The following is an 836-nucleotide window of genomic DNA, read 5'->3' on the forward strand; positions in this document are numbered from 1 at the left end:
CAAACCTGAGTATGACGGAGAGCCTCGAGCTCGACACGGAAATGAGGTGTGGGTCAGCGGATTTCATCGGGGCCTGCAGCATCGAAGCTGCATCAAGGGCCGGATATAAAGGCGCAGCCGTCTCATCTGTCACAGCGTGCGAAAGCCTTCGCAAAATGGGAGGCGTCACCTTGCCGCCCGAGCCCGACTGCTTCGGTACCAAACCGATATACGCGGCAAACTCTCGGCCTGATCGGAATACCCTGGCGTCTCCCATCGTGGCGACTGCTGCCGTGGCGGTTAGTAGCCCAACGCCCGGTATTTCCGCAATGGCCTGGCATCCCTTGTCTCGCCTCATCCACACCTTGAGTCGTTGCTCGATCTTGTCGATCTGTTGATCCAGCTTTGTTAGATCGCTGTACCGTTCGCGCAACGTCTCAATCAGCATCGCGGGCAATCGATCGGCCAGTTTCTCCAGCACGTCAGGCATCCCTTTGTCCAAAGCCGCACGACTCGCGCCCATAACCTCGCCGTACTCGGTCAGCAAGCCACGCAGCGCGTTGATCTGCATGGTGCGGATCTTGACCAACTGCTGCCGCACTCGGTGCATGGCCAGCACTGCCTACTGGTCTTCCGTCTGACCGCGACTGCCTTGCAAGGTTGCTGCACCGCCAGCCAGATTGCTTTGGCATCCGCTGCATCGTTCTTGTTGCCGATGTTGAATGCCTTGACTAGGGAAGGTCTGCAAAAGTCCTGGCGTTGACGTCTCGGTGGACTATCCTGGGAGAAGGCAGGTTTAAGGGGTACCTCGATGACACAGCTTGGTCTTGGTCTGGATCTTTCAACGAAACGCACGC

The 836-nt window shown here is 57.9% G+C and carries 1 pseudogene; it reads right to left on the minus strand.

Annotated elements, in window-relative coordinates:
* Positions 1-166: 166 nt before the first annotated feature.
* Positions 167-711: pseudogene (locus AB3X96_RS42510) on the minus strand (IS110 family transposase); the annotation flags it as partial.
* Positions 712-836: the final 125 nt, after the last annotated feature.

It is taken from the genome of Paraburkholderia sp. BR13439, from assembly GCF_040948805.1.
Lineage (GTDB): Bacteria > Pseudomonadota > Gammaproteobacteria > Burkholderiales > Burkholderiaceae > Paraburkholderia > Paraburkholderia youngii.